Raw genomic sequence first — 21,930 nt, 5'->3', positions numbered from 1 at the left:
GGTGGCGCCGCTGGTTGCGCGCGGGCCGTACCCTCTTGCGGTTGGCCTGGCGCGGTTCGCGGGGTTCGCGCCGCCCGCCGCCGACGTCAGGAGGAGCGAGCGGTGACCGACCAGACCACCCTGGAACAGGAGATCGCCGTCGAGCAACGGCATCTCGACCGGGTGTACGCCCGACTGGCCGAGCTGCGCCGGTCGGCGGTCGACGCCGAGAAGGAGGGCTACCGGCTCGCCCGGGTGGGCAACTTCGGAGCGCTGGTCGAGCGGGACGCGATGGTGTTCCACGCCGCGCGGCGGCGACACATGCTCGACGCCGAACACGAGGGCCTGGTCTTCGGCCGGCTGGACCTGCTCGACCGGCAGGTGCTGCACGTCGGGCGGCTCGGCATCCGGGACGACGACGCCACCACCCTGGTGGTCGACTGGCGGGCCCCGGCCGCCGCCGCCTTCTACCAGGCCACCCCCGCGCAGCCGCTGGGCGTGGTGCGGCGGCGCACGATCCAGTCCTCCGCCGAGCGGGTCACCCGGATCGAGGACGACCTGCTCGACCCCGCCGCCGCACCCGCCGACATGGCGGTGGTCGGCGACGGCGCGCTGCTGGCCACGCTGTCGAAGGCCACCGGCCGGGGCATGCGGGACATCGTCGCCACCATCCAGCGCGAGCAGGACGAGGCGATCCGCTCCCCCGGTTCGGGCGTGACGATCGTGTCGGGCGGCCCGGGCACGGGGAAGACGGCCGTCGCCCTGCACCGGGCCGCGTACCTGCTCTATTCCGACCGCAGCCGGTTCGCCGGCGGCGGCATCCTGGTGGTGGGCCCGTCCTCGGTCTTCGTCGAGTACATCGCCTCGGTGCTGCCCTCGCTCGGCGAGGACACCGCCACCCTGCACTCGCTGGGCACGCTCTTCCCGGGCATGACCGCCACCCGCACCGACCCGCCGGCTGTCGCGGCGGTCAAGGGCTCGCTGCGGATGCGGCGCGTGCTGGAGCGGGCGGCCCGGGACGCGGTGCCGGGCGGTCCGACCGAGCTGCGCCTGCTCTACCGGGGCACGCTGCTCCGGCTGGAGCGCCGCGAGCTGGACGGGATCCGGGAGCGGGCGATGCCCCGGGGCGCGCGGCGCAACGAGGTGCGCCGCGCCGGCTTCGACGGGATCTTCGCGGCGCTCTGGGCACAGGCCCGCAGGTTGGGCATCGGCCGGCTGCCCGAGCAGCGCGCGTTCGAGGACGAGATCGCCGAGCGCCCGGAGTTCCGGGAGTTCCTCAAGGCGTGGTGGCCCCGGCTGCACCCCCGGCACGTGCTCGGCTGGTTGGCCCACCCGGAGCGGTTGCACCGGTACGCCGCCGGGATCCTCTCCCGCGCCGAGATCCGACTGCTCGACGACGCGTACCGCAGCCTGGACGCCGCCGGGCTGACGATCGCCGACATCGCGCTGCTCGACGAGCTGGACGCGCTGCTCGGCAAGCCGATGAGACCGGCCCGGGCCAGGCGGGACGCGTTCCAGCTGGCCGGTGGGGTCCGCGAGCTGAGCACCTTCGCCGACCGGCAGCGGGCCGCCCGCGAGGCGGCCCGGGAACGCCCGGAGGACTACCGGGAGTACGCGCACGTGGTGGTCGACGAGTCGCAGGACGTCTCGCCGATGCAGTGGCGCATGATCGGCCGGCGCGGCCGGCTGGCCTCGTGGACGGTGGTGGGCGACCCGGCCCAGACGGCGTGGACGGGCGAGGCGGAGGAGCTGTCGCGGGCCCGGGACCAGGCGTTGGGGCGACGAAAGCGGCACCACTTCACCCTCACCACGAACTACCGCAACTCGGCGGAGATCTTCGCGGTGGCGGCGGCGGAGATCCGCCGGGTGCACCCGGACCTTCCGCTGCCCCGGGCGGTGCGCTCGACCGGCGTCGACCCGGTCGCGCTGGTGGTGCCGCCGGCGGAGCTGGAGGCCGCCGTCGTGGCGGCGACCGGCGCGCTGCTCGCCGAGGTGGAGGGCACGGTCGGGGTGATCACGCCGGTGCCGCGCCGCGACGAGGTGGCCGGCTGGCTGGGCACGCTGGGTGCGCCGCGCCTTCAGGTGGTGACCAGTCTGGAGGCCAAGGGCATGGAGTACGACGGGGTGGTCCTCGTCGCCCCGGGCGAGATCCGGGCCGACCCGGGATCGGGGGTACGGACGCTCTACGTGGCGCTGTCCCGGGCCACCCAGCGGCTCACCACCGTCGACCCGACTGGCTGAGCACCAATTACTTGCACACATAGCGATGTGAGCATAGTTTGAACGCGGTTCCGGGCCTCGACAGGGAGGATGGTCGCGTGGGCGCAGGTCATGACCACCACCACGGGTCCGTGGCGAATGCCGCGCACCGCCACCGGGGCCGGCTCTGGGCCGCGTTCGGGCTGCTCGCCGGCCTGATGGTGGTGGAGGCGGTGGCGGCCTTCCGCACGGGCTCGCTGGCCCTGCTGAGCGACGCCGGGCACATGTTCACCGACGTGCTCGGCATCGGCATGGCGCTCGCGGCGATCGCCGCCACCCGTCGGGCGAGCGGCGATCCGCAGCGCACCTTCGGCCTCTACCGGCTGGAGGTGCTGGCCGCGCTCGCCAACGCCATGCTGCTCTCCGGCGTCGCGGTCTACGTCGTGATCGAGGCGGTCCGCCGCTTCGGCGATCCGCCGCAGGTGCTGGCCGGCCCGATGCTGGTGGTCGCCGTGCTCGGCCTGCTCGCCAACGTCGGCGCGTTCGCACTCCTGCGCTCGGGGGCGAAGGAGAGCATCAACGTCCACGGCGCGTACCTGGAGGTGCTCGGCGACCTGCTGGGGTCACTCGGCGTGATCGGGGCGGCGCTGCTGATCGTCGCCACCGGCTGGTGGTGGGCCGACCCGTTGGCGGCGGTCGCGATCGGGGTGTTCATCCTGCCGCGTACCTGGCGCCTCGGCCGGGCCGCGCTGCGCATCCTGGTGCAGGCCGCGCCGGAACACCTCCAGGTCACGGCGGTGCACGACCGGCTGGCCGCCGTGCCGGGCGTCGCCGAGGTGCACGACCTGCACGTCTGGACCCTGACCTCCGGGATGGAGGTGGCCTCGGCGCACCTGACCATGGCGCCCGACGCGGAGGTCGGCGCGGTGCTGCGCGCCGCCCGGGACGCGCTGCACGACGACTTCAAGATCGAGCACGCCACGCTGCAGATCGAGCCGGGAGCGTCCTCCGGGGCCTGTGGGGCAGTCGAGTGGTAATGAGGACAACCTTAAATCTGGGTGGCTATTGTGGCGCTATGCCGGATTTGACTGTTAGTGGACACACACCCTGCGTCACCAGAGCTGCACCAGTCACACCGGCACCGGTAGTCTCGGCTTCGGCCTCCGCCAGGCGGCACCCACCGGTGCCGGCGGTGGCCGCCGCCTAATCGCCCGACGGGGCGAACCGGGGAACCATGTTCGTGGGGTGCATCCGCGTCAGCGGTAGGGATCTTCCGTCCCGAACCCGTCAGCTAACCCGGTCGGCGGCTGACGGAAGGACGCGTGTATGCCAGTGATGGCACCTGTACGACGACGTGCCGCCCGGACGGCGGCCCTGATCGCCACGATGCTCGCCCTCGGCGCCGCCGTGGCCCCGGTCACCGCCGCCCCGGCGGCGGCAGCCACCCGCGCCGGCCTGCTCGCCGCGGCCCCCGGCCAGGACGAGGAGGGCGGCACCCCGGCCCTGCGGGCCCAACTGGAGGCCGCCAGCAAGGGCTACCTCGACGCCAAGCGCGCCCTCGACACGTCGGCCAGGCGGCAGCAGCAGCTGACCGCGCAGCTCAAGACCACCGAGGTGGAGCTGGCGGCGCGCACCGCCAACGTGGGCGAGATCGCGGGGGCCGCCTACCGCACCGGCCGGCTCAGCGTGGCGTCCGCACTTCTCAACAGCGGCTCGCCGGACGGCTTCATGGACCGCGCCGCCGCCCTCGACGCGGTGGCCGCCAAGGAGGACCGGGCCCTGCGCGAGCTCCAGCAGACCCGGGACGACGCCACCCGCACCAAGCTCGCCCTGGACGGCGAGATCCGGGAGCAACGCAAGCAGGTCACCGTGATGGCCAAGCGCAAGGAGCAGGCCGAGCGGGCGCTGACGGTCGCCAACCAGAAGCAGCAGGCCGCGGGCGGAGGCGGCTCGCCGGGCGGCACCTCGAACAAGACGGCGAAGGCGGCGCCGCGCAACTCCGACGGCTCCTGGCCGTCCGAGTCGTGCAGCGTCAACGACCCCACCCCCGCCAACGGCTGCATCACGCCGCGCACCCTGCACGCGCTGAACCAGGCCAAGGCGGCGGGCTTCACCCGCTACGTCTCCTGCTACCGCTCCGGCGGCTCCGGGGAGCACCCCAAGGGCCGGGCCTGCGACTTCGCGGCGCAGAAGGGCGGCTTCGGCGGCGACGCCACGGGCGGCGACCGGACGTACGGCAACAACCTCGCGGCGTACTTCGTGAACAACGCCGACCGCCTCGCCGTGCTCTACGTGATCTGGTACCGGCAGATCTGGTTGCCGAGCAGCGGGTGGAAGTCGTACAGCGGAGCCAACGGCGACCCGTCCAGCGATCACACCAACCACGTACACCTGTCGGTCTACTGACGCCCGCGCCCCGGGTGCCACGCGTCGCGGCACCCGGGGCGTACCGGCGCCCGTCGTCTCCGGCGGCTCCTGGTCCGGCCCTCACGACGCCGCGCCGAAGCCGCCCGGAGTCCGGCCGCACGGACAACGCTCCCGCTACCGTCAGCTCATGCGCGGCCACGCACCGTGCCGACGGTTGGAGGGGTGGGGGCATGAACGGGTACGACGGATGAGCGGGCACGTGATGGTCTTCGCGCCCACGCCCCGGCTGACGGTGACCGTGGACCAGCCCAGCGAGGCGCCGGAGCTGCACCTGCACCCCGGCGGGCAGGGCGTCTGGCAGGCCCGGATGGTGATGTCGCTCGGGGTCGACGTGGTGCTCTGCACCGCCCTCGGTGGCGAGATCGGCCAGGTGCTGGAGCCGCTGCTGGTCAGCGAGGGGGTGGACCTGAAGGTGGTGGTCCGCGACTCCGGCAGCGGCGGGTACGTGCACGACCGGCGCGAGGGCTCCCGGCGGGAGATCGTGGACGTGCCCGGCCAGCCGCTCAGCCGGCACGAGCTGGACGAGATCTACAACCTGGCCCTCGGCGAGGGGCTGCGCGCCGAGGTCAGCGTACTGAGCGGGCCGAACGAGCCGTCCCTGGTCCCGGCCGACCTCTACCGCCGTTTCGCCGCCGACCTCGGGGCCAACGGCAGCCGGGTGGTGGTCGACCTCTGCGGTGAGCACCTCGACGCCGTGCTGAGCAGCGGCGTCTTCTTCCTGAAGGTCAGCCACGAGGAGCTGATCGCCGACGGCCGCGCCGACGGCGACGACGAGGAGCAGCTCACCCGGGCCCTCTACGACCTGCACGCCGCGGGCGCCGAGAACGTGGTGGTGAGCCGGGCCGACAAGCCCGCCCTCGCCCTCGTCGACGGCGAGGTCTTCGAGGTGGAGATGCCCCGGCTGGAGGCGGCCGACCCGCGCGGGGCGGGCGACTCGATGACCGCCGGGGTGGCGGCCGTGACGGCACGCGGCGGTGACGTGCGCACCGCGATCCGTACCGGCGCGGCGGCCGGCGCGCTGAACGTGACCCGGCACGGCCTGGGCACCGGCCGGATCGACTCGATCACCGGCCTGGTCGACCGGGTGCGCCTCGTACCGGCGGGCAGCCGGCCGCAGGAGCGGACCAGCCCGGACGAGCTGGCCCACCGGGCGGCCGAGCGATGACGCTGCGCGTACTGGTCACCAACGACGACGGGATCGCCGCGCCCGGCATCCAGGCGCTGGCGCGGGCGGCGGCGGACCGGGGCCTGGACGTGGTCGTCGCCGCGCCGCTGGAGGAGGCGAGCGGCACCAGCGCCGCGATGACCGCCGTGGAGCGCGACGGGCACGTGGTGGTCCACGAGCACCCGCTGCCGGAACTGCCCCAGGTCCCGGCGTTCGCGGTCGGCGGCTCCCCCGGCTTCATCGCGCTGATCGCGGTGCACGGCGCCTTCGGGCCGCCGCCGATGGTGGTGCTCTCCGGCATCAACCGGGGCGCGAACGCGGGCCGCGCCGTCCTGCACTCGGGCACGGTGGGCGCCGCCTTCACCGCCGCCGCGAACGGCTGCCGGGCGATGGCCGTCTCGCTCGACGTGCTCTCGGCCGGAGACGCCACGGCCGCCAGCGGGGGCGCCGCGGTGGCCGCCGCCGCGCGGGTACGCGACGCCGAGCGGCACTGGTCGACGGCCGCCCTGGTAGCCCTGGACCTGCTACCCCGGCTCACGGCGGGGCCGGTGGAGAGCGTGCTCAACGTGAACGCGCCGGACCTGCCGCACAACCGGCTGCGAGGGGTACGCCGAGGCACGCTGGCCAGCTTCGGCCAGGTGCAGATGACGGTGGCGGAGGCCGGGCACGGCTTCGTCCGCACCTCCCTGGAGGAGCCGGGGCAGGCCGTGCAGCCGGGCACCGACCTGGCCCTGCTGGCCGAGGGGTACGCCTCGGTGACGGCGATCCGCGCGGTCACCGAGGTGGCGGACGTCGACCTGTCGGGCCTCGGGGAGGCCTGAGCAGCGCACGACCCGCTACGGACAGCGGTGGGTGGAGCCGGCCGGGGTGCCCCTCCGGAAGATCGTCGCGGGCGGTGTGCCGCCGACGGAGATCAGGCGCCGGGAAGGACCTCGGGGGTGGGCGCGCCGGCGTAGTAGGGCTCGGGGGCGCCGAAGAGGCCGAGCAGGCCCGTCACCCAGAGCTGCCGGTGCACGAACCGGCTCGGCTCGGTGACGACGAGCTTGACGCCACTCACCTCGGCGGTCTGGAAACCGGCGACCATCGCGCTGATGCCGACCGAGTCGATGAAGGAGACGAGCCGCATGTTCAGCTCGATCCGCGCGGGACGCCCCTTGGTCAGGACCTCGGCGATCGCCTCGCGCACCTCGTACGCGGTGTCGACGTCGATCTCGCCCCGCGGGGCGATCTCGATGACACCACCGGGCAGAACCGACTTCACGATCGACAGGCTCACGCGAGCACCTCCACTCGCCCGTCCGACGGGCGCCTCATCAGTACGCGGGCCGCGACCGAGAGTATTCCTCCGACGGCCTCGGTCGCCACCCCTCGGGATGAGCAATTCGCGGATCAGGGCGCAGCAAGACGCCCATATCCGGACTATTGACGTTTTTTCTACCCGACGGTCAGCTTCCACCGACGCGCCGAGCCCCCAGGGTAGCCGGCTGGGGCCGGCACCGCCCAACAGCCGTCCCGGGCGTGGCCTGTTCCGGTTCACCCCCCCCGGGTCTTGCCCGTCCTGCCTAGCATCGGCTCGGGAGACACGACTGTGACCGGAGGGACGCTCGATGCTCAGGAGACTTGCCGCGCTGGCCGGCGTCAGCGCGCTGCTGGCCCTCGTACTGGCATGCGGATTCGGCGGAGGTGGCGGCGATGACGACGACGATGACGACGACTTCGCCCGGGGCGTGACCGTGGCGGTCGCCCTCCGCTGACGGGGGTCCGCGAGACCGGTCGCCGGCCCGTACGCCGACCGGCGTCGCCCGCAGCGCGGCGCCCACCGGCGCACCGGGTTTGCGTAGCCGCCCCACGGGGCACAGGCGGTAACGAGCGAACCGTCACCCGCCGCTGCGACGCCGGAGTCCGAAGTGGCCGTCGGCTTCGGCACCCGAGGAGGTAACCACCATGTTCGGAAGCAACCTGCTGGACCGCCGCAGCAAGCCCGAGCGGATCGCGGACCAGGCGTGGCAGCAACTCGTCTCGGCGGTCAGCTCCGCCGGTGACAGCGTCCGGGACACCGCCCGGTCGGCCCGCCGGGGTGGTTCCGGTCTCGCCGACGAGGCCGGCGACCTGGTGGGCTCCGCGGCGGACGAGGCCCGTCGCCGCGCCACCCTGGCCTTCGACGCGCTGGCCGGCCGCCGGCCCGCGCTGCCCTGGACGCTGCTGATCGGCGCCGCGCTGGTCGGCGCGGCGGTCGGCTGGGCCGCCGGCACCGCCGCGCGGGCCGCCGGCAGCCGGGGCGACCGGGCGATGGACGACATCGAGTTCGTCGACGTCGACCGCCCCAACTCCCCCGTCGGCCTCGACGGCTGAACGCCCGGCAGACCTGACGGCTGAACGCGGCCCCGGCCGAACCTGCGAAGGGTTCGACCGGGGCCGCGCTTTCTCTCTGGCGGGTTCCGCAGCAGGCGCCGCCCCATCCCACGGCCCGCCGCGCCTCGGAGCGGGGCCGCCTCACGTTGGAGCAGGCGGCCCTGCCTCGGAACAGGCAGCCTCACCTCGGAGCAGGCGGCCTCGCCTCGGAGCGGGGCAGCCTCAGAGCGCGGCGACGCTCGTCGGCGCACGTTCCGCCCTGCTCAGCGCGCGCAGCACCGCCGGCTGCCCGTGTCGGCGTACGGCGAGACGGGCCAGCAACGTCAACACCGGATTCACCGCCTCGGCCGGCAACTCCGGGGTGGGTACGCCGACGCTGACCGCGAGGTCGTCGGCGTGCACGACGAGTTCCATCAGCCGGGTGGCCAAGAAGTCGTCCAGGGTGAGCGACCACGGGCCACGGGCGAGGTGCACCACCCGCCCGGACGGCTCCCCCGGCAGCACTCCGGACAGCTCACGCAGGGTGGCCGCGCACCGGTCGACCAGCGCGGCCGGGCCGTCGGCGGCCAGGCCGTCACCGGCCCGGCGGATGGCGACGTTGACGATGGCGTCGACCGGGGCGCCGAGCCAGCCGCCGCGGGCGTAGTGGTCGAGCAGGCCCACGGGGTCACCGGCGGGGACGGGCGCGGCCAGCACGGCGGGAACGCCGAGCACCTGGCTGGCGAGGTGGCCGGCCAGTCCGCCCACCCCGAACGCGGGCAGCGCGCTCGGTTCGTCCCAGTGGATCGCGACGGCCGGGTCGGCGAGGAGATCCACCGCCGAGCGGGCGGCGGTGAGATAGGCCGTCCTGATCGGATCCACAGCCGATCCCTCCTTCGACAGGCGATCCCCCGAGCCTATGGTCCGCCGGGACGCCGACCACCTCTTCGCGTGCCGCATCATCGGCCCGCAGTGGCACCCGGGCTGGCCCGCCCAGGCCCGCCAGCGCCACGGCGCCGCTGCCGCCACCCCGCGCGACCGCGCACCCCGGACCCCGGTCGAGGGCTCGGAATGCGCGGTCGGCGGGACGGGAGCGGTCATCAGTCAGCGGGTGACGGCGTCAGCGGGCGGTGCAGGTGACGGTGGCCGGCGGGTTGTTCGCCCCGGTCGTACCGGCCAGGAAGCCGGCGGTGGCGGTGGCGCCCGCGCCGAGGGCACCATTCCAGCCGGCGTCGCGGACGGAGACGCTCGCCCCGGTCTGGGTGTGGGTGCCGCCCCAGAGCTGGGTGATCCGCTGACCGTCGGGGAAGGTCCAGCCCACCGTCCAGCCGGCGATCGCGGCGCTGCCCGCGTTGCGGACCACCAGCTCGCCCTGGAAGCCGCCCTGCCAGGAGCCGGTCACCCGGTAGGTCGCGGTGCAGCCGCTGCCGGGCGGTGGCGTGGTCGGGGGTGGCGGCGTGGTCGGGGGCGGGGTGGTCGGGGGCGGGGTCGTCGGCGACGGGGTGGTCGGGGTCGGATCGGGCGTGCCGCCGAGCCGGTCAGCCACCAGGATGCCCCGGCCGTTGGTGCCGAGGTAGACCCGGCCGTAGACCCGGGGGTCACCGGTCAGGGCCTCGCCCGCGTTGCCGTACTGGTGCTGGTCGTCGTTGATCCGTACCCAGGTCGCGCCGGTGTCGTCCGAACGGTGCACCCCCGGCCGGCCGTCGACGGTGCCGAACAGGTACAGCGCCGGGTACGTCCGGCCGGGCGCGGCCTTGCCGAAGCCGACGTTGCCGGCGGTGCTCACCGCGACCTGCTTCGTGAAGGTGGCCCCGGAGTCGGTCGAGCGCCACAGCCCGCCCTCGCCGGCCAGCCACAGCTCGCCCTCCCTGCCGGGCAGCGCCTTGAACCTGACGTTGCCCGTGGTGGGCAGGCCGGCGGCGGCCGAGGCCGTGAAGCTCGCCCCGCCGTTGGTGCTGACGTAGAGCCTGCCGCCGCTGAAGGCGTAGAACTTGTTCGGGTTCACGCGGTCGGACTCGATGGTCGCGTTGGCCGGGACGCCCGTCGACGCGGCCCACGAGGTGCCGAAGCCGACCGAGTACACCACCTGCTGGCCGGTGTCACCCGGGGCCCAGACGAACCGGCTGCCGTCGGCCGACGCGGCGACCGTGCCGCCGCTGTCGATGCCGGACGGTTCGGTGCCCTGGAACCAGTTGGCCCCGCCGTCGGTGGAGAACGCGACGTGGCTGTCGTTCGGCCGGTCGGCGTCGGTGAAGTTGCCGGCCCGCACCATCACGGCCGGCTTCGTCTCGGCGTAGTCGAGGCTGGTGGTGCTGGTGAAGGTCGGCTGGGTGAACATCATCGGCGGTACGGCGTCCAGGTCGGTGTGCCGGAAGCCGCCGATGTCGCCGAGCGCGCTGACCAGCGGCGCCCCGGAGGGCGGGCTGACCAGGTCGAGCACCGCGGTCTCCTCCAGGCCCCTGACCATGGGCTTGATCGTGAACTGGCCGCCCGTGTCCCACGTGGTGAGGTCGGTGCTGCCGTAGATGGTGGCGCCGGTGCCGTACATGAAGCGGTTGCTGTCGTGCGGGTCGATCTCGACCGACTCGTTCATCCAGCCGAGCTTCGGGGTCTCCTCCGGCGGCGCCGGGTTGCTGCCGAAGGTCAGCCACGGCACCGAGCTGACGTCCATGGTGTAGCGCTTGGACCTGTTGGGATAGCTGGTGAACTCCCATATCCGGGTCCAGGTCGCTCCCCCGTCGGTGCTGCGCCAGAAGATCGCGTCCGGCCACCACGAGATCTGCGTCGCCACCATCAGCGTGTTCGGCTTCTGCCGGTCGATGGTCAGGCCGCTGTAACCGAAGTACGCGTCGGTGCTGGTCGACGGGATCGGGCTGATCCGCGTCCACGCGCCGGTGGCGCGGCTGAACTTCCAGACGTCGCCCTTGCCGCCGTCGTACGGGCCGCCGGTGTCGCTGGTGGCGATGTAGAGGAAGCCGCCCACCGGGTCGACGACGCCCTTGTGGGCGAGGTAGCCGGTCGGCTGCCCGGCGATCCGCTCCCAGGTGGCCCCGCCGTTCGTGCTGCGGTAGACCGGGTTCTCCTTGTCTGCCACGCCGACGTAGATCGTCTGCGTGGCGGTGCCAGCCGTACCGGTGCTCTTGTCGAAGCTGACCCAGGTCAGGCCCTGGTTCTGGCCGTTGTAGCCGTTCGGGTCGCTCGGGTCGGCCCGGTAGTTGCCGACGTTGGGGAAGTTCGCCACCTTGGCCCAGGTCGCCCCGAAGTCGGTGCTGCGCCACAGGCCGTTGCCGCCCTCGGCGCCGTAGTACAGGATGCTGTTGCGGTTGGGGTCGACGGCGAGCCGCTCGCCCATGCCCCGGCCGGGCATGTTCCCGCCGTTCTTGAACGGCAGCTCGGTGACCTGCCAGGTGGCGCCCTTGTCGGCCGAGCGCAGGATCGCGCCGTTGTTCGGGTCCCAGTCGTTGGTGTACATCCCGACGGCCGCGTACACCCGGTTGGTCTGCACGGGGTCCGTGGCGACGCTGACGACGCCGTTCCAGCCCCACCTGTCGGCGCCGACCCAGTCCAGCAGCGGCGTCCAGGACTGGCTGGCCTGCTCCCACCGGTACATGCCGCCGATGTCCGTGCGGGCGTAGATCAGGTTCTTCTCGGTGGGGTTGAAGACGATGCCGGGGACGAAGCCGCCGCCGTCGATCCGGACGTTCTTCCAGGTGTACGCCTCGGCGGCGGCGGTGGGCGCGCCGGCCGCGGTGAACGGTGCCGCCACGACGGTCGCGGCGACGACCAGCGCGGACACGACCGCGCCGACGTAACTTCTCCGCATCTGCGGTTCCTTCCGGGTGTTTGGAGGACGCCGGGCGGTCGTGGGGGCGGCCGGCCGGCGACGGGGACACGCGCGATCGCGCCGGAGCTGCCCTGGCTCCGGTGATCGGCGCGATGGCTCCCGCACCCGAGGAACGCGCTTACCCTAGCCGAATCCACCACCGGCATGGAAGCGCTCCCAGAGATCACCCGGGCCGGGTGAAGGCCCGTCACCCGGGCCCGCGAAACGCTCGGTCCCTGCGGAAGCGCACATACCGACCGGACCGTCGGGTGAGGAGTGACAGATGGCCATCGAGACGATCAGCCGTACCGACCAGGAGATCCAGTCGGCCGTGCTCGACGAACTGGCCTGGGAACCCCGGGTACGACCCCACGAGATCGGCGTGACCGTCGCCGAGGGTGTGGTCACCCTCACCGGCCGCGTCGACAGCTACGCCAAGAAGTGGGCCGCCGAGCGGGCGGCGCACCGGGTGGCGCGCGTCCGGGCGGTCGCCAACGACCTGGCCGTACGCCTCGGCACCGGCGCGGAACGCACCGACCCGGACATCGCCGCCGCGGCCGGGCACTCGCTCGAGTGGGACGCGTTCGTACCCCTGGAGCGGCTCGACGTGACCGTCTCGCAGGGCTGGGTCACGCTGCACGGCGACGTGGACTGGGAGTACCAGCGCCGCGCCGCCGAACGCGCCGTGTCCCGGCTGACCGGCGTACGCGGGGTCAGCAACGGCATCGTCGTGCGCCCCGACGTCCGGCCCGACGGGCACGCCCTGGCGGAGCGGATCGTCGACGCGCTGGCGCGCAACCGGGCCACCCCGGCGGAGAAGATCACCGTCCGGGTGCACGGCGACACGGTGCTGCTCGGCGGGCTGGTCCACTCGATGCCGGAGCGGGCCGAGGTGGAACGGACGGCGTGGTGCGCGCCGGGGATCCGCGAGGTGCAGAACCACATCGCGGTCGCCCCGGTGCTGGGCTGAACCACGCCGGCACCCGCCGGGCGCGGAGCCGGACAGCGAGCCACCCGGGCGGGGTGAGCCGTCCTCACCCCGCCGCCCGGCAGGCTGGGCGACATGACTGAGGTGACCAGCCCGACGACCACTCCGCTCCAGGTCACCGCCCGCCTGCGGACCCCGGTGACCGGGGACGACCACGTCCGCGGGTCGGTGGACGCGCCGGTGACGATCGTCGAGTACGCCGACTTCCAGTGCCGCTACTGCGGAGCCGCGTACGCGAACCTGCGGGAACTGCTGCGGCAGCGGGCCGACACCGTACGCCTGGTCTACCGGCACTTCCCGATCACGAACATGCACCCGTACGCCGAGCAGGCCGCCGAGGCGGCCGAGGCCGCCGGCCGGCGCGGGCAGTTCTGGGCCCTGCACGACTGGCTCTACGAACACCAGGACCAGCTCGACCCGGTGCACCTGTCACTCGGCGTGGAGCAGGTCGGCCTGCCCGCCGCCGAGGTCGCGGCCGAGGTGGAGCGCCAGGCGTACGGCGACCGGGTGCGGCGGGACTTCGTGGGCGGCATCCGCAGCGGCGTCCACGCCAGCCCGACCCTCTTCGTCAACGGCGCCCGCCACGACGGCAACTACGACCTGGCCGACCTCCTGACCGCAGTAGACACCGCCACCCCCTGACCCATCCACCCTCCGGTCAGAGCAGGTGGAGGTCGCGGGCTCGGCGGACGGCCTCGCGGCGGCGGGTGGCGTCGAGCTTGCGGTAGATGTTGCGCACGTGGGTCTTGACCGTGTTCACCGACAGGGACAGCTCGGCCGCGATCTCCACGTTGGACAGGATGCTCTGCAGGTAGCGCAGGATGGTCAGCTCCCGTTCGGTCAGCGGCTCGTCCAGGGCCGCCGTGACCCGCTCCGCCGGGACCCGCTCGGCCGGCGGCCCGGCCCCCCGGACCAGGTCGCTGACCGTCGGCCAGTGTGCCGTGCCCGTGTCCAGGTGCGCGGCGAGCAGGTCACGGATCCCCGGCTCGGCCCGGGTGAACGGCCGCCGGAAGCCCTCCGGCGCGGCCAGGTCGAGGGCGCGTTCCAGCACCCGTCCGGCCCGCCGCTCGTCGCCGGCGTGCCGCGCGAGCACCGCGTCCAGTACGGCGGCGTCCAGCCGTACGGGCAGCGCCCAGTCGGCCGCCTCCGGCGACTCCCAGTCGGGCAGCGCGTACCCGGCGGCGCGTGGGTCCCCGGCGCGCAGCTCCACCCGGGCGAGCGCGACGGCCAGCGGCGGAGTGGCCGCGTCGGGTGCCCGCACGAGGAGGTCCCGGGCGGCGCTCAGGTCGCCCCGTGTCCCCCGCACGTCGGCCTCGGCGGCCAGCAGCCAGAGTGCCAGCTCACCCGCCCGGGGCAGGCCGGTCAGCCGCTCCCTCGCCTGTGCCAGCACCCGGTGCCCCTCGGGCAGGTCACCGGCGTCGCGCAGCAGGTACGCCCGGCACCACGCCGCCACCGCCCCCACCACGGGTTCGCCGGTGGCCGGCGCCGCCAGCACCAGATTCGCCTCCGCCTCCCCGGGCTGGTCCCGGTGCAGCGCGACCAGGGCCAGCGCCAGGTACGCGTGGGCGCAGTCCGCCCGGCAGGACCAGCCCTGGCAGGGCGGCATGGCGAGGGCCTCGCGGGCGAGGGCGTCGGCCGCGCGCAGTTCGCCCCGCACGGCGTGCAGCAGGGCCGCCCGGCTGGCGCAGACCAGCTCCGTACGCGGTCGTCCGGCCGTCCGGGCGGCCGACAGCGAGCCGGCGAAGGCGAGGCCGGCGGCGTGGAGGTCCCCGTCCGCCAGGTCGGCCAGGCCCAGCGCCGTGCCGGCCACGGCCCGTACGTCTGCGTGTCCGGCGACGACGCCCGGCGGTTCGGCCGGCGCCTGCGCGGCGAGCAGCCGGGCCGCGGCGGCGCGTACCGCCTCGGGGTCGCCGGCCAGCCGGGCCAGGGTGAGCTCCAGGGCGGTGGCCAGCTGCCGGAAGCGGTCCCGGCGCGGCGTGGGCAGCGCCCGGGCGGCCTCGACGGCGCCGCGCAGGTGCTCGGCGGCGGCGGTGGGGTCCCCGGCCCGGGCCCGCTCGGCGGCGCAGGCCAGCCCGAGTTCCGGATCGCGGCGCACGGCCTCCGGCGGCGGGGGTACGGGTGCCCGGCCGGCGGGCGTCTCCCGGTCGTACGGGACCAGCTCCGGCCAGCGGGACACGAGGATCGCGACGGCCCGCTCGTGGTCGCCGCCCGCGAGCGCGTGCCGCAGCCCCTCGCCGGGCCGGCCGTTGTCGGCGTACCAACCGGCCGCGCGCAGGTGCAGGTCACGCAGCTCGTCGGCCGGCAGCCGGCCCAGCTCGGCGTGCAGCAGGTCGGCCAGCGGCGGAGGGCACCGGTACCAGGGCGGGCGGCTGTCGTCGCGGCGCAGCAGCCCGCCGTCGTCGGCGAGGCCGGCCAGCGCCTGCTCGGCGTCGGTCCGGCCGGTCAGCGCGTCGACGAGCCCGGCGCAGACCACGTCGGCGACGGCGGAGCGGCGCAGCACGTCCCGCGCGTCCGGATCGAGCCCGGCGAGCACCTCCTCGCGCAGGTAGCCGGCCACGTCCGGCTGGTCGCCGCCGAACTGTTCGACCCAGCGGGCCGGGTCCGGCTGTCCCCGCAGCGCCAGCGCGGCGAAGCGGAGGGCCGCCGGCCAGCCGCCGGCGCGTTCCCACAGCCGGCGTACGCCCGCCACCGGCAGGGCGACCCCGTGCGCGGTCAGCAGGTCCGCCACCTCGTCGGCGCTGAAGGCCAGCTCGTCGGGGCCGACCTCGGTCAGCTCCCCGGCCAGCCGCAGCCGGTGCACGGCCAGCGGCAGCCCGGCGCGGGCGCTGACCACCAGCCGCAGGCGCTGATCGGCGTGGCGGAGCAGGAACTCCAGTCCGGTCAGCGCCGCCGGGTCGGTGATCCGGTGCAGGTCGTCGAGGACCAGCAGCACCGGCCGTTCCCGGGCGGCGAGGGCCGCGGCCAGCACCTCCAACTGGTCCGGGCCGGGTGGCCGGTCGGGCACGGGCACGTCGTCGGCGGGGTCCACGGTCGTGCGTAGCGCCGCCGCGAGGTAGGACCAGAGCCGGTCCCCGTCGTCGTCGACCTCCACGGAGACCCAGGCCGCGTCGGCGTCCGGGAACCAGGAGGCGAGCAGCGTCGTCTTGCCCCACCCCGCCGGGGCGCGGAGCAGGGTGACCGGCCCGGCGGTCCCCTCGTCCAGCACCCGCAGCAGCCGGGGCCGCAGTACCAGCGGCTCCGGCGGCGGCGCGGGACACAGCCGCGACGCCAGCAGCGGCGCGCCGGCCGACCCGCCCGCGACCGCGACGACCCCCGTGTCCCGTACGTGCTCCGGCATCCGGCCCGCCCTCCACCGATGCGTCCCCAGGTCCCGCGCGCGGCGGTTACCCGGCGCGGGCCCGTTCACCCCTTCGGGGGGACCCGGCTTCACCCCGTCCGGGGTGAGGCTGGCCGTACGCGGGCGACCGGCCGCGCGCAGCGCCGCGCGCCCGGCGTCGAGGGAACGGGAGGCGGGCCGAGGTGGACGGGCGGGGACGGATGGGACGGCTGGCAGGCACGGCCGGCGTGGCGCTCGCCCTCGCGGCGGCGGGCCGGGCGCTGGCCGTACGGCGGCGCGGGCCGACGCGCGGGGCCGGCTCGGGTCCCCGGCCCGCGCGCTGGCAGGTGGTGACCGTCGACCGCGCCCCCGGCGAGGTGCTGCCCGGCGGCCGGTGGCCGGAGCCCCTGCGCCGGCTCGGCCGTGCGGTGCAGGTCGAGCTGCGGCCGGCCCCCGGCTGCCGGGGCACGGAGCTGGCCGCCCGGCCGGTGCCCGGCGCGGTGCCCCCCGGGCTCGCCGCCCACCTGGTCGGCGACGACCCCGGCCTGCTGGTCCGCCGGGTGCTGCGGGAGGTCAAGCAGCTCGCCGAGACCGGCGAGGTGCTGCGCGCGGACCGCTGGTCCGCCGAGCGTCCGGCGGGGCCGCCGCGATGAGGGCGCTGTGCTGGGTGGGCGCGGGCGAGCTGGCGGTACGCCAGGTGCCCGACCCGGAGCTGCGCAACGGCCACGACGTCATCGTCCGGGTCCGGCAGAGCGCCACCTGCGGCGGGGACCTGCCGCTGCTGGCCGGGCGGGTGCCCTACCTCGCCGTCGGCGACGTGCTCGGGCACGAGTTCCTCGGCGAGGTGGTCGAGGTCGGGCCGGAGGTACGCCGGCACCGGGTCGGCGACCGGGTGGTGGTCTGCTCGTCGGTGGCCTGCGGCAGCTGCTGGTACTGCCGCCGCGACCTGCCCTCCTGCTGCGACAACGGCAGCGCCGACCCGGCCGTCGCCGAGGCGGCCTGGGGACACCCCACCGGGGGCGCCTTCGGCCAGCCCCGGGCGCTGGGCGGCTTCGCCGGCAGCCACGCCGAGTACGTCCGGGTGCCGTACGCGGACGTCGGCGCGTTCACCGTGCCGGAGCCGGTCAGCGACGACCGCGCCCTGTTCGCCTCGGACGCCGCGCCGGCCGGTTGGATGGGCGCCGACCTGGGCCAGGTGCGCCCCGGCGACGTTGTGGCGGTCTGGGGCGCGGGCGCGGTCGGGCAGCTCGCGGCGCGGGCCGCGCGGCTGCTCGGCGCGGAACGGGTCGTCGTCGTCGACGCCGAGCACGAGCGGCTGCGGATGGCCGAGCGGCACGCCGGCGCGGAGACCATCGATCCCCGCGTCGTCGACGTCACCGCCGAGCTGCGCGAGCGCACCGGCGGGCGGGGCCCGGACGTGTGCGTCGAGGCGGTCGGGGCGGCCTGGAACGGGCACGGTCTCCGGGCGCTGGCCGACCGGTTCACCGGCGGCGCGGAGCGGCCGGCGGCGGTCCGCGAGGCGCTGCACGCCTGCCGCAAGGGCGGCTCGGTCTTCCTGCTCGGCGAGTTCACCGGTTTCGTCGACTCGTTCCCGCTCGGGGCGGTGACCCAGAAGGGGCTGACGGTGCGGGGCGCCCGGCAGCACGGGCAGCGCTACATCCCGATGCTGCTGGAGCGGATGGCCCGCGACGAGCTGCGTACCGAGCACCTGGCGACCCACCGGCTGCCGCTGGAGCGGGGCGCGCAGGGGTACGCGCTGTTCCGGGACCGGGCCGACGGCTGCGTCCGCGCCGTACTCAGCCCCGATCTCCCGGCCTCCGTCGGGTGAGGCGTGAGCGCTGCGTCGCGCCGCGCCGGGTGGCAGACTCGGCGGATGCGTGAGCAGCGGACGTACGACGTCGTCCTGTTCGGGGCCACCGGCTTCACCGGCGGGCTGACCGCCGAGTACCTGGCCCGCACCGCCCCGCCGGGGCTGCGCTGGGCGCTCGCGGGACGCAACCCCGGCAAGCTGGCCGGCGTACGGGACCGGCTGGCCGCGATCGACCCGGAGCTGGCCGGGCTGCCCCTGCTCACCGCCGACGTCACCGACGCGGGGTCGCTGCGGGCGGTGGCCGAGAGCGCCCGGGTGGTGGCCACCACCGTCGGCCCGTACGTGCACCACGGGGAGCCGCTGGTCGCCGCCTGCGCCCGCGCCGGCACCGACTACCTGGACATCACCGGCGAACCCGAGTTCGTGGACCTGATGTACGTGCGCCACCACGCCGAGGCGGAGCGCACGGGGGCACGGCTGGTGCACGCCTGCGGGTTCGACTCGATCCCGCACGACCTGGGCGTCTGGTTCACGCTCAAGCACCTCCCGGACGACGTGCCGATCGCCGTCGACGGCTTCGTACGCGCGGGTGGGAAGTTCTCCGCCGGCACGTACCACTCGGCGCTCACGGCCTTCTCCCGTACCGCCGAGGCGTCCCGGGCGGCCCGCGAGCGGCGGCAGGTCGAGCCGCGACCGCCGGGGCGGCGGGTGCGGGCGGTGCCCGGCCGGGTGGCCCGCTCGACGGAGCTGGGCATGTGGACGGTGCCGCTGCCGACCATCGACCCGCAGGTGGTCCGCCGCTCGGCCGCCGCACGCCCGGAGTACGGGCCGGACTTCCGCTACCGGCACTTCGCGGCCGTCAAGCGGCTGCCCACGGTGCTGGCCGCCGGGGCCGGGCTGGGCGCGCTGGTGGCCCTGGTGAAGCTGCCGCCGACGCGGCGCTGGCTGCTCGGCCGGCTCGCCTCCGGGCAGGGGCCGACGCCGCAGCAGCGGGCGAGGTCCTGGTTCCGGGTCCGGTTCGTCGGCACGGGCGGCGGGCGGCGGGTGCTGACGGAGGTGGCCGGCGGCGACCCCGGCTACGACGAGACGGCGAAGATGCTCGCCGAGTCGGCGCTCTGCCTGGCCGGCGACGAGCTGCCCGGCACGGCGGGTCAGGTCACCCCGGTGACGGCGATGGGCGACGCGCTGCTGGACCGGCTGGTGCGCGCCGGAATGACCTTCCGCGTGCTGGACACCCCGAGCTGAGCGGGAGCCGGGGTCGGCGGGTTGACCCTCGACCAGGTCGAGACGACAGGATCAGCGCCGTGGAGAGCGACCTGCGCAGCATCGGCGAGCTGGCCCGGGCCAGCGGCCTGACCGTCAGCGCCCTGCGGTTCTACGACTCGGCCGGGGTGCTGGCCCCGGCCCTGGTCGACCCGGTCACCGGCTACCGCTGGTACACGGGCGACCAGGTGACGCCCGCCCGCCTGGTGGCCGGGCTGCGCCGGGTCGGCATGCCGGTCGCCGAGATCGCCGCCGCGTTGCGGTCCGAGCCGGCGCAGGTCCACCGGATGCTGGACGCGCACCTGCGCCGGCTGGAGGACGGTCTCGCCGACGCCCGCCGCGAGCTCTCCCGGATCCGTACGCTGATCGATCCCGAGGAGCACCCGATGACCACCCGACTCGTCCTGTCCCCCGTCGACCTGGCCGCCGCCGTGGACGCGGTCCGCTTCGCCGTCGCCACCGATCCCGAACTTCCGGTGCTGTCCGGCGTGCTGTTCGAGTCCGACACCGACGGCGTACGGCTGGTGGCGACCGACCGGCACCGGTTGGCGGTGGCGCGGGCCGCGGCCCGGATCGACGGGCCGGCGGTGCGCGTGCTCGCCCCGGTCGCCTTCGTCGACGAGGTGCGGGCCCTGCTGGGCACCGAGGCGGGGGGCCGCACCGGAGCGGGAGGCGACACCGGGGCGGTGCTGACGGTGGCCGCCGGCACGATCTCGGTCGCCGCCGCCGGCCGTACGGTCGACACCGCCGCCCTGCCGTACGACTTCCCGGACCACCGTCGCCTGCTCCGCTCGGCGGCCGACGACGGGCCGGCGCACCGGCTGACGGTCGACGCCGACGCCCTGCGGGCGGCCCTGACCAGCGCCGACGCGCCGGTCGTCACCCGTCGGCACGACGGTGTCCCGCTCGCGGTGACCGTGCTCGGCCCGGACGGCCGCGGCGGCGTACGGCTGCTCGGGGCGGACGAGCTGGCCGGGGAGCGGGACGCGTTCCGGGTCGGGGTCAACGGCGGCTACCTGCTCCAGGCCCTCGACGCGGCCGGCCGGGGCCAGTTGCTGCTGGAGCTGGACGGCCCGATCGCCCCGCTGGCGGTACGCCGGCCGGACGACGTCGACGCGTTCTCCGTCCTGATGCCCATCCGGCTCTGACCACGGCACCCGGCGGGAGCCGGGACGACCACGGACCACCACCCGGCGGAAGCCGGGACGCCCGGTGCACGCCCCGGCGGAGGTTGTCGAGACCGGGCCGGGGCGGGACCGGGGCGCGACGGTAGCATCGGTGGGTCCACCAGACGTCCGGACGGAGGCGTACGGAGCAGCATGCTCGACATGGAGTTGATCCGGAAGGATCGCGAGGCGGTGGCGACCGCGCTGGCGAAGCGACTGGATCCCGCCGAGGTCACCCGGGCCCTGGACGAGATCCAGCGGCTCGACCAGGAACGTCGTGCCCTGATCAGTGGCATCGACGGCGAGCGGCAGCGCCGCAAGGCCGAGGCGCGCGCGTACGCGGCGGCGAAGCGCGCCGGCACCGAGCCGGAGGTCTCCGCGCCGGAGGCGGGCCGCAAGCAGCTCGCCGAGCTGGAGTCCGAGCTGGACGAGGTGCAGGCGCGGCTGCGCACCGTGATGAGCGAACTGCCCAACCTGCCCGCCGACGACGTGGTGCCGGGCGGCAAGGAGGCCAACCGGGTCGTCCGGACCTTCGGCGAGCCCCCGGCGATCGAGAAGGTCCGCGACCACATCGAGCTGAGCCGGATGCTGGGCCTGGTCGACCACGAGCGCGGGGTCAAGCTCGGCGGCTCCGGTTTCTGGATGTACACGGGCATGGGCGCCCGGCTGGAGTGGGCGCTGCTGAACTTCTTCGTCGACGAGCACGTCAGCGCCGGCTACGAGTTCCTGCTCCCGCCGCACCTGCTGCTGGACACCGCAGGCTTCGCCGCCGGACAGTTCCCGAAGTTCTACGACGACGTCTACCACCTGGACCGGGAGTCCGCCCCGCGCGGGCAGTTCCTGCTGCCCACGTCGGAGACGGCGATCCTCGGGGCCTACCAGGACGAGATCCTGGAGACGGCGAAGCTGCCGCTGAAGGCGTTCGCGTACACCCCCTGCTACCGGCGCGAGGCGGCCGGGTCGCACTCGGACGAGCGGGGCACCGTGCGGGGGCACCAGTTCAACAAGGTGGAGATCTTCCAGTTCTGCCTGCCGGAGCAGGCCGACGCCGCGCTGGAGGAGATGCTCCTGCACGCGGAGAGCCTGGTCGAGAAGCTGGGCCTGCACTACCAGCGCTCCCTGCTGTCGGCCGGTGACGCCAGCGCGTCGATGCGCAAGACCCTCGACATCGAGGTGTGGATGCCGAGCACGGGCAAGTACAAGGAGGTGTCGTCGGTCTCCTGGGCCGGCGACTACCAGGCGCGCCGGGCGGCCATCCGCTACCGCGAGCCGGGCGGCAAGCAGACCCGGTTCGTGCACACGCTCAACGGCTCGGCGCTGGCCACCAGCCGCCTCTTCCCCGCCATCCTGGAGCAGTTCCAGCAGCCCGACGGCTCGGTGCTGGTGCCCGAGGTCCTCCAGGCCCGCCTGGGCACCGACCGGCTGACCCCCCGCTGACCCGCGGGCCTCACCCCCGCCTCCCC

General features: G+C 75.1%; 18 protein-coding genes and 1 riboswitch. Of the genes, 14 read left to right on the top strand and 4 right to left on the bottom strand.

Going from position 1 to position 21,930, the window contains the following annotated elements:
* The first annotated feature begins 102 nt into the window (after window positions 1–102).
* The 5 genes from ACGFIG_RS11630 to surE all read left to right on the top strand — a co-directional run bounded on the left by ACGFIG_RS11630 (window position 103) and on the right by surE (window position 6,591).
* Complete coding sequence (locus tag ACGFIG_RS11630) at window positions 103–2,220, top strand: HelD family protein (protein WP_393001780.1); 2,118 nt, start codon at window positions 103–105, stop codon at window positions 2,218–2,220.
* A gap of 77 nt (window positions 2,221–2,297) precedes the next feature.
* Window positions 2,298–3,215, top strand: a complete 918-nt coding sequence (locus ACGFIG_RS11625; RefSeq protein WP_393001778.1) for a cation diffusion facilitator family transporter — start codon at window positions 2,298–2,300, stop codon at window positions 3,213–3,215.
* 153 nt (window positions 3,216–3,368) lie between these two features.
* A riboswitch (cyclic di-AMP (ydaO/yuaA leader) is annotated at window positions 3,369–3,500 on the top strand.
* A gap of 13 nt (window positions 3,501–3,513) precedes the next feature.
* On the top strand, window positions 3,514–4,584 hold the full coding sequence (locus ACGFIG_RS11620) for a coiled-coil domain-containing protein (protein ID WP_393001776.1): 1,071 nt from the start codon (window positions 3,514–3,516) through the stop codon (window positions 4,582–4,584).
* 208 nt (window positions 4,585–4,792) lie between these two features.
* The gene (locus ACGFIG_RS11615; RefSeq protein ID WP_393001774.1) at window positions 4,793–5,770 is read left to right on the top strand and encodes a 1-phosphofructokinase family hexose kinase; all 978 of its coding nucleotides are present in this window, start codon (window positions 4,793–4,795) and stop codon (window positions 5,768–5,770) included.
* Window positions 5,767–6,591 carry a 5'/3'-nucleotidase SurE gene (surE, locus tag ACGFIG_RS11610; protein ID WP_393001772.1) on the top strand — a complete coding sequence of 275 codons (825 nt, stop codon included), beginning with the start codon at window positions 5,767–5,769 and terminating at the stop codon, window positions 6,589–6,591. The genes ACGFIG_RS11615 and surE overlap by 4 nt, the downstream gene beginning before the upstream one ends.
* A 92-nt stretch (window positions 6,592–6,683) precedes the next feature.
* Here the strand turns inward: surE and ACGFIG_RS11605 are convergent, their stop codons facing one another.
* Window positions 6,684–7,046 carry an STAS domain-containing protein gene (locus ACGFIG_RS11605; RefSeq protein ID WP_393001770.1) on the bottom strand — a complete coding sequence of 121 codons (363 nt, stop codon included), beginning with the start codon at window positions 7,044–7,046 and terminating at the stop codon, window positions 6,684–6,686.
* Window positions 7,047–7,377: 331 nt separating this feature from the next.
* On the opposite strand from ACGFIG_RS11605, the gene ACGFIG_RS11600 reads away from it, so the two are divergent.
* Both ACGFIG_RS11600 and ACGFIG_RS11595 read left to right on the top strand, forming a co-directional pair.
* Window positions 7,378–7,524: a hypothetical protein gene (locus ACGFIG_RS11600; protein ID WP_393001768.1), complete on the top strand. Its 147-nt coding sequence runs from the start codon at window positions 7,378–7,380 to the stop codon at window positions 7,522–7,524.
* A gap of 190 nt (window positions 7,525–7,714) precedes the next feature.
* Window positions 7,715–8,122, top strand: a complete 408-nt coding sequence (locus ACGFIG_RS11595) for a hypothetical protein (RefSeq protein ID WP_393001767.1) — start codon at window positions 7,715–7,717, stop codon at window positions 8,120–8,122.
* 222 nt (window positions 8,123–8,344) lie between these two features.
* On the opposite strand, the gene ACGFIG_RS11590 is transcribed toward ACGFIG_RS11595, so the two are convergent.
* Window positions 8,345–8,983 carry a maleylpyruvate isomerase N-terminal domain-containing protein gene (locus ACGFIG_RS11590; RefSeq protein WP_393001765.1) on the bottom strand — a complete coding sequence of 213 codons (639 nt, stop codon included), beginning with the start codon at window positions 8,981–8,983 and terminating at the stop codon, window positions 8,345–8,347.
* Between the two features lie 238 nt (window positions 8,984–9,221).
* Window positions 9,222–11,924, bottom strand: coding sequence for a cellulose binding domain-containing protein (locus tag ACGFIG_RS11585; RefSeq protein WP_393001763.1), 2,703 nt, complete (start codon window positions 11,922–11,924; stop codon window positions 9,222–9,224).
* Between the two features lie 283 nt (window positions 11,925–12,207).
* Between ACGFIG_RS11585 and ACGFIG_RS11580 the strand changes: the two genes are divergently transcribed.
* Together ACGFIG_RS11580 and ACGFIG_RS11575 are read left to right on the top strand one after the other, a co-directional pair.
* Window positions 12,208–12,894, top strand: a complete 687-nt coding sequence (locus ACGFIG_RS11580; RefSeq protein WP_393001761.1) for a BON domain-containing protein — start codon at window positions 12,208–12,210, stop codon at window positions 12,892–12,894.
* Window positions 12,895–12,987: 93 nt separating this feature from the next.
* Window positions 12,988–13,554 carry a DsbA family protein gene (locus ACGFIG_RS11575; protein ID WP_393001759.1) on the top strand — a complete coding sequence of 189 codons (567 nt, stop codon included), beginning with the start codon at window positions 12,988–12,990 and terminating at the stop codon, window positions 13,552–13,554.
* Window positions 13,555–13,570: 16 nt separating this feature from the next.
* On the opposite strand, the gene ACGFIG_RS11570 is transcribed toward ACGFIG_RS11575, so the two are convergent.
* Complete coding sequence (locus tag ACGFIG_RS11570) at window positions 13,571–16,318, bottom strand: LuxR C-terminal-related transcriptional regulator (protein WP_393001757.1); 2,748 nt, start codon at window positions 16,316–16,318, stop codon at window positions 13,571–13,573.
* Between the two features lie 131 nt (window positions 16,319–16,449).
* On the opposite strand from ACGFIG_RS11570, the gene ACGFIG_RS11565 reads away from it, so the two are divergent.
* From ACGFIG_RS11565 to serS, 5 genes are all read left to right on the top strand, one after another.
* Entirely contained in the window at window positions 16,450–16,881 is a 432-nt protein-coding gene (locus ACGFIG_RS11565; protein WP_393001755.1) for a hypothetical protein, read from the top strand.
* The gene (locus tag ACGFIG_RS11560; protein WP_393001753.1) at window positions 16,878–18,056 is read left to right on the top strand and encodes an alcohol dehydrogenase catalytic domain-containing protein; all 1,179 of its coding nucleotides are present in this window, start codon (window positions 16,878–16,880) and stop codon (window positions 18,054–18,056) included. Before ACGFIG_RS11565 ends, ACGFIG_RS11560 begins: the two co-directional genes overlap by 4 nt.
* A gap of 45 nt (window positions 18,057–18,101) precedes the next feature.
* On the top strand, window positions 18,102–19,283 hold the full coding sequence (locus ACGFIG_RS11555) for a saccharopine dehydrogenase family protein (RefSeq protein ID WP_393001751.1): 1,182 nt from the start codon (window positions 18,102–18,104) through the stop codon (window positions 19,281–19,283).
* A gap of 71 nt (window positions 19,284–19,354) precedes the next feature.
* Window positions 19,355–20,449 (top strand): MerR family transcriptional regulator, encoded by a 1,095-nt coding sequence (locus tag ACGFIG_RS11550; protein WP_393002881.1) that lies wholly within the window; start codon window positions 19,355–19,357, stop codon window positions 20,447–20,449.
* Between the two features lie 171 nt (window positions 20,450–20,620).
* On the top strand, window positions 20,621–21,904 hold the full coding sequence (serS, locus tag ACGFIG_RS11545) for a serine--tRNA ligase (protein WP_393001749.1): 1,284 nt from the start codon (window positions 20,621–20,623) through the stop codon (window positions 21,902–21,904).
* Window positions 21,905–21,930 lie beyond the last annotated feature (26 nt).

It is taken from the genome of Micromonospora sp. NPDC049048 (assembly GCF_043197615.1).
Lineage (GTDB): Bacteria > Actinomycetota > Actinomycetes > Mycobacteriales > Micromonosporaceae > Micromonospora.
This window is presented reverse-complemented; position numbering and strand designations above follow the sequence as displayed.

Excerpts from the sequence above, each read along its gene's own strand:
- ACGFIG_RS11615 (WP_393001774.1), top strand. The coding sequence starts at position 4,793 with ATGAGCGGGCACGTGATGGTCTTCGCGCCCACGCCCCGGCTGACGGTG.
- surE (WP_393001772.1), top strand. The coding sequence starts at position 5,767 with ATGACGCTGCGCGTACTGGTCACCAACGACGACGGGATCGCCGCGCCC.
- serS (WP_393001749.1), top strand. The coding sequence starts at position 20,621 with ATGCTCGACATGGAGTTGATCCGGAAGGATCGCGAGGCGGTGGCGACC.
- ACGFIG_RS11585 (WP_393001763.1), bottom strand. The coding sequence starts at position 11,924 with ATGCGGAGAAGTTACGTCGGCGCGGTCGTGTCCGCGCTGGTCGTCGCC.
- ACGFIG_RS11580 (WP_393001761.1), top strand. The coding sequence starts at position 12,208 with ATGGCCATCGAGACGATCAGCCGTACCGACCAGGAGATCCAGTCGGCC.
- ACGFIG_RS11575 (WP_393001759.1), top strand. The coding sequence starts at position 12,988 with ATGACTGAGGTGACCAGCCCGACGACCACTCCGCTCCAGGTCACCGCC.
- ACGFIG_RS11600 (WP_393001768.1), top strand. The coding sequence starts at position 7,378 with ATGCTCAGGAGACTTGCCGCGCTGGCCGGCGTCAGCGCGCTGCTGGCC.
- ACGFIG_RS11620 (WP_393001776.1), top strand. The coding sequence starts at position 3,514 with ATGGCACCTGTACGACGACGTGCCGCCCGGACGGCGGCCCTGATCGCC.
- ACGFIG_RS11595 (WP_393001767.1), top strand. The coding sequence starts at position 7,715 with ATGTTCGGAAGCAACCTGCTGGACCGCCGCAGCAAGCCCGAGCGGATC.
- ACGFIG_RS11560 (WP_393001753.1), top strand. The coding sequence starts at position 16,878 with ATGAGGGCGCTGTGCTGGGTGGGCGCGGGCGAGCTGGCGGTACGCCAG.
- ACGFIG_RS11565 (WP_393001755.1), top strand. The coding sequence starts at position 16,450 with ATGGGACGGCTGGCAGGCACGGCCGGCGTGGCGCTCGCCCTCGCGGCG.
- ACGFIG_RS11555 (WP_393001751.1), top strand. The coding sequence starts at position 18,102 with ATGCGTGAGCAGCGGACGTACGACGTCGTCCTGTTCGGGGCCACCGGC.